Source organism: Bacteroidia bacterium (assembly GCA_039924845.1).
Lineage (GTDB): Bacteria > Bacteroidota > Bacteroidia > DATLTG01 > DATLTG01 > DATLTG01.
In genome coordinates this window covers 1-5,117 of record JBDTAC010000059.1, presented here as the reverse complement: position 1 = coordinate 5,117, position 5,117 = coordinate 1, and the positions used below count along the sequence as shown (strand labels likewise).

General features: G+C 34.7%; 5 protein-coding genes. 4 read left to right on the top strand and 1 reads right to left on the bottom strand.

Annotated features, from left to right (window positions below):
- Positions 1-122: 122 nt before the first annotated feature.
- The gene (locus ABIZ51_06630; protein MEO7088451.1) at positions 123-578 is read right to left on the bottom strand and encodes a type I restriction enzyme HsdR N-terminal domain-containing protein; all 456 of its coding nucleotides are present in this window, start codon (positions 576-578) and stop codon (positions 123-125) included.
- Positions 579-629: 51 nt separating this feature from the next.
- Here ABIZ51_06630 and holA point away from each other — a divergent pair, with 51 nt between their 5' ends.
- From holA to ABIZ51_06610, 4 genes are all read left to right on the top strand, one after another.
- A complete protein-coding gene (gene holA / locus ABIZ51_06625; protein MEO7088450.1) occupies positions 630-1,655 on the top strand; it encodes a DNA polymerase III subunit delta in 1,026 nt (341 codons plus the stop codon).
- A 20-nt stretch (positions 1,656-1,675) separates the two neighbouring features.
- The gene (locus ABIZ51_06620) at positions 1,676-2,083 is read left to right on the top strand and encodes an EVE domain-containing protein (protein ID MEO7088449.1); all 408 of its coding nucleotides are present in this window, start codon (positions 1,676-1,678) and stop codon (positions 2,081-2,083) included.
- Between the two features lie 103 nt (positions 2,084-2,186).
- Positions 2,187-4,538: a TonB-dependent receptor gene (locus ABIZ51_06615; protein ID MEO7088448.1), complete on the top strand. Its 2,352-nt coding sequence runs from the start codon at positions 2,187-2,189 to the stop codon at positions 4,536-4,538.
- 1 nt (position 4,539) lies between these two features.
- The gene (locus ABIZ51_06610; protein ID MEO7088447.1) at positions 4,540-4,875 is read left to right on the top strand and encodes a MerR family transcriptional regulator; all 336 of its coding nucleotides are present in this window, start codon (positions 4,540-4,542) and stop codon (positions 4,873-4,875) included.
- Positions 4,876-5,117: the final 242 nt, after the last annotated feature.

The window sequence follows — 5,117 nt, the reverse complement described above, 5'->3', positions numbered from 1 at the left end:
TACGGCTATTCGATTTATTTTACGTACAAAAAGGATTTTACGCTCACTAAAATAAAGCCGCATAAATTCAATAATGTAGATTGAAAAAATAATTTTTCAAAGTCTTTTTTGTACTCCGAAAATTATTTCAATTCACACATCGGAATGTCTTTCACGAAGGTGTAAGATTTTTTTTCGTAATCCATTTCGCAACAAAAATGTTGTAAACCGTTGCTGACAATCAAAAATTTTACTTTTAAATCCATATTATAACGTGCAATTTGATCAAAAACATCTTGCTTTATTTTAATTTCAGGCGCTTTACATTCTACTAATAAATAAGGATTCAGCGTATTATCGTAAATAACAATATCGCTTCGGCGTTTTAATGTTTGTGTTGATTTTACGGCTGTTTCAATAGCCATTAAAGATGCTGGAAATTTTTTTTCCTGAACCAAAAAATGAATAAAATGTTGGCGAACCCATTCTTCGGGCGTTAAAACAACGTATTTTCTCCGAACAATATCATAAATTTGCGTTCTTTGATTTTGTCCTTTCAGTTTGAAAGTATAAACAGGAAGATTGAGTTGCGGAAACAATTTTTTATTTTTGATTTATCCTGCAAAGGAAAAAAAATAATATCACTTACTATGAATTTTGAACAAATCGTTACTGATTTGAAAAATAAAGTTTTTCATCCAGTTTATTTTTTAGCTGGCGAAGAACCTTATTTTATTGATGAATTGAGCGATTATATTGAAAAAAATATTCTGACAGAGGCTGAAAAAAGTTTTGATCAAACTGTTTTTTATGGTCGTGATGCCGATGCACAAACTATTTTTAATGCCGCACGACGTTATCCAATGCTGTCGGCACAGCAAGTCATTATTGTGAAGGAAGCGCAAAATGTGCGCGATTTGGTGAAGGAAGACGGCGGAAAAAACAAATCTGCTTTGCTTACGTATTTGGAAAATCCTCAGCGTAGCAGCATTTTGGTACTTTGTTACAAATATAAAAAAATAGACAAGCGAACGGCACTGGCAAAAGCACTTTCCAAAAAAGCCGTTTTTTTTGAATCCGCGAAGTTGTACGAAAATAAAATTCCGGATTGGATCCAACATTATCTTCAAAAGGAAAATTACAGCATTCATCCGAAAGCCGCTTTGTTATTGGCCGAATACTTAGGAAGTGATTTGGCAAAAATTGCCAACGAGTTGGACAAATTGATGATTAGCATTCCTCCAAAATCGGAAATAAGTGCAGATGATATTCAGAAAAATATTGGCATCAGCAAAGATTACAATGTGTTTGAATTGCACAATGCTTTCGGAAAAAAAGATGTGTTGAAAATAAATCAAATCATTAATTATTTTGCAGCCGATCCGCGCGAACATCCATTGGTGATGACGATTGGAACTTTGGGAAATTATTTTTCAAAATTAATGTTGTATCATTCCTTAGCAGATAAATCAAAAGGCACAGTGGCAGCCACTTTGGGTGTTCATCCGTTTTTTGTAGGCGATTACGAAAGAGCAGCTAAAAATTACAGTTTGGGAAAAATAAAAAATATTTTTTCATATTTGCGCGAATACGATTTAAAATCGAAAGGTTATGAAAATATTTCTGCCGACGAAAAAGAATTGTTGCGCGAATTAGCATTCAAAATTATTCACTAAATATTTCTAAAAATAAAAATATGAATTACTTTTTGGTAAAATCAGAACCCGTAAAATATTCTTGGGAAAAATTTTTGAAAGATGGAAAAACATTTTGGGATGGTGTTCGAAATTATTCAGCGCGCAATCATTTAAGAATGATGAAAAAAGGCGATTTGGTGTTGTTTTATCACAGCAATGAAGGACTTGCAGTTGTCGGCATTGCGAAAGTGGCGAAGGAAGCTTATCAAGACCCTACGACGGATGATAAAAATTGGGTGGCTGTTGATTTAGTACCTTTTAAAACACTCAAAAAACCAGTTACACTTGCCGAAATTAAAGCCGATAAAAAATTACAAAATATCTATTTGGTGCGACAAGGCAGATTGTCGGTAATGCCTTTAGCAGCAGCAGAATTTGACCACATTATTGCACTCTCCGAAAAATAATTTTTCGAAGCATTTTTTCTACGCACAATCTAATCACGATAAAATTTTATTATCAGCGATAAATTTCTATTTTTGCCGCCCGCAATCATATACTATGAACAAAATGAATTTCAAAAAAATAATTTTCAGAACTGCTTTTTCACTTCTCGCTTTTTTTATTGTTGCTACTGCAAATGCACAAGATGCCAACATCCGCGGATTTGTGTATTTAAAAGCAACTGGCGAACCAGTTCTTTTTACAAACGTTTATTTACAAGGCACAACAATAGGCGCCAGTACGGATGTGAACGGATATTATTCCATCACTCAAATTCATCCAGGGACCTACACTTTAATGGTGAGTTCTATCGGTTATGATACATTAAAAGAAATTATTACCGTAAAAGCAGAAGACATTATTACGCGTAAATTGTATTTGGTGAAATCGGCTGTGGCGATGAAGACTTTTACTGTTTCTGCAGAACAACAGAAAAAACAAACAGACGTATTGATTTCCTCTTTTTCCATCACTCCTCAAGAAATTAAAAAATTGCCGTCTGTAGGTGGCGAACCTGATATTGCGCAATACATGCAAATTTTACCTGGCGTAAATTTTACTGGAGATCAAGGCGGACAGCTTTACATAGCAGGTGGAGAACCTGTGGATAATGAAGTATTGTTGGATGGAATGGTTGTCTATAACCCTTTTCATTCCATAGGATTGTTTTCTGTTTTTGATGATGATATTATTAAAAATGCCGATGTGCATACTGCTGGGTTTAACGCAGAATATGGCGATCGTATTTCTTCCGTGATGGACATTACCACTCGCGATGGAAACAAACAACGAGTAACAGGAAAAGTTTCTGCCAGTCCGTTTGGGGCAAAAACAATGGTAGAAGGTCCGCTAAAAAAAGATACGACTGGTACAGGATCTACCATTTCCTTCATTGTTTCTGCCAAAACATCGTATTTACAACAAACCTCTAAAATACTTTATCCATACGTAGATTCAGGCAATGGCTTACCTTTTAATTTTACTGATTTATACGGAAAGGTTTCATTTAACGGAGCCAATGGAAGTAAATTAAATGTATTTGGTTTTAATTATACGGATCAAGTAAAATACCAAGCCATTTCCAATTTGAATTGGACACAAACAGGCGTTGGAAGCAATTTCGTGGTAATACCCAGCAGTTCGTCTGTATTGATTGAAGGAAATTTTGATTATTCTTCGTATAAAATTGGCATGACGGAGCCAGACATTTCTCCCCGGAGCAGCGGTGTTAATGGATTTAATATGGGATTGGCGTTTACCTATTTTATGGGAAAAAATGAAATTAAATACGGAATCAATATTTCAGGAACAAAAACAAGCTTAGATATCTTTAATTCCGTAAATCGAGAAATCAACCAAACTAATAACAGCACTGAATTGGATGGATATTTAAAAACAAAATTAATATCCAAAAATGGTAAGTTGGTAGTAGAACCCGGCATTCGTTTGCAATACTATGCCTCTCTTCCCGACTTTTCTCCAGAACCTCGTTTAGGAGTGAAATACAATGTTACCAAAAATTTTCGCTTAAAAGCCGCTGCTGGTATTTATACGCAAAACCTTATCAGTTCTACTTCGCAATTGGATGTAGTGGATTTATTTTATGGATTTTTATCCAGTCCGCAACAACTTCAATCTCAATTTACGCAACAAAACGGAACAGTAACAAACGTTACCAATAATTTGCAAAAAGCTGATCACATCGTGTTTGGTTTTGAATATGATTTCTTGAAACATTTTAGTTTGAATGTAGAAGCCTACGAAAAATTTTTCAACCAATTGTTAGAACTTAATCCGTATCAAATATACACCAGCGATAACGTAAATCCTCAAAGTTTGGTCAATGTTCCGGATGTTTTAAAACAAGATTTTTTGGTAGAATCTGGAACCGCAAAAGGCTTGGATTTTTTACTAAAATACGAATACAAACACGTGTATGTATGGGCAGTTTATTCCTTGGGCTATGTAACGCGTTGGGATGGACAAATTTCGTATCCGCCTAATTTTGACAGAAGAAACAATGTGAATTTAGTTGTTTCTTACGATTTTGGTAAAGATTTGGATTGGACAGTAGGCGCACGTTGGAATTACGGATCAGGCTTCCCTTTCACACAAACGCAAGGCTTTTACGAAAATTTAAATTTACAAAATAACATCAATGCAAATTATACCACTGCGAACGGCAATTTAGGAGTATTGTATGGAACACAAAATCAAGGGCGCTTACCGGATTATAGCCGTTTGGATTTAAGTATCAAGAAAAAAATTGTACTGACGGAAAATTCTACACTCGAAGTAGGTGCTGGCGTAACCAACGCCTACGATCGTCAAAATATTTTTTATTTTGATAGAATTACGTATCAACGCGTGAATCAATTACCAATTATGCCAACCGTTAATGTAGATTGGACTTTCTAAAATGCCCTACAAAGAATCCGAAACGGTTAAATTGTATTACGCCATCGGCGAAGTAGCAGACATGTTTAAAGTCAAAACTTCGCTGATTCGCTTTTGGGAAAAAGAGTTCGACATCATTCGTCCTCAAAAAAATAAAAAAGGAAATCGTTTATTTACACAACAAGATATAGATAATTTTCATCTCATTTATCACCTCGTTAAAGAGCGCGGTTTTACCTTATCCGGCGCAAAAGCAAAACTTTCCAAGAATAAAAAAGATACGATTGATACGCATGAAATTGTGAAATCCCTTACAAACGTTCGTCAATTTTTGGTAGAACTTCGCAATCAATTGTGAAGTTTCAATTTTAATGAAAAATATAGGAACAGGCTGTTTTTGCGTTTGAAAAATTATTTTTTCAAACGCTTTTTTTCGTGTATAAAATTGCTTCGAAAAAATAATTTTTCGAAGGCTGAATTTCATCGCGCGCTGCTCTCCTAAAAATAATTAAATTTGCAACTTATGAACGCAGAAAAAAAAGTGGCTTTTCACACACTTGGTTGTAAATTAAATTATTCCGAAACGTCTTCCATTGCTCG

What these genes read in the sequence shown, in the direction of transcription:
- holA (MEO7088450.1), top strand. Translation starts at nt 630, where the DNA reads ATGAATTTTGAACAAATCGTTACTGATTTGAAAAATAAAGTTTTTCAT.
- ABIZ51_06620 (MEO7088449.1), top strand. Translation starts at nt 1,676, where the DNA reads ATGAATTACTTTTTGGTAAAATCAGAACCCGTAAAATATTCTTGGGAA.
- ABIZ51_06615 (MEO7088448.1), top strand. Translation starts at nt 2,187, where the DNA reads ATGAATTTCAAAAAAATAATTTTCAGAACTGCTTTTTCACTTCTCGCT.
- ABIZ51_06610 (MEO7088447.1), top strand. Translation starts at nt 4,540, where the DNA reads ATGCCCTACAAAGAATCCGAAACGGTTAAATTGTATTACGCCATCGGC.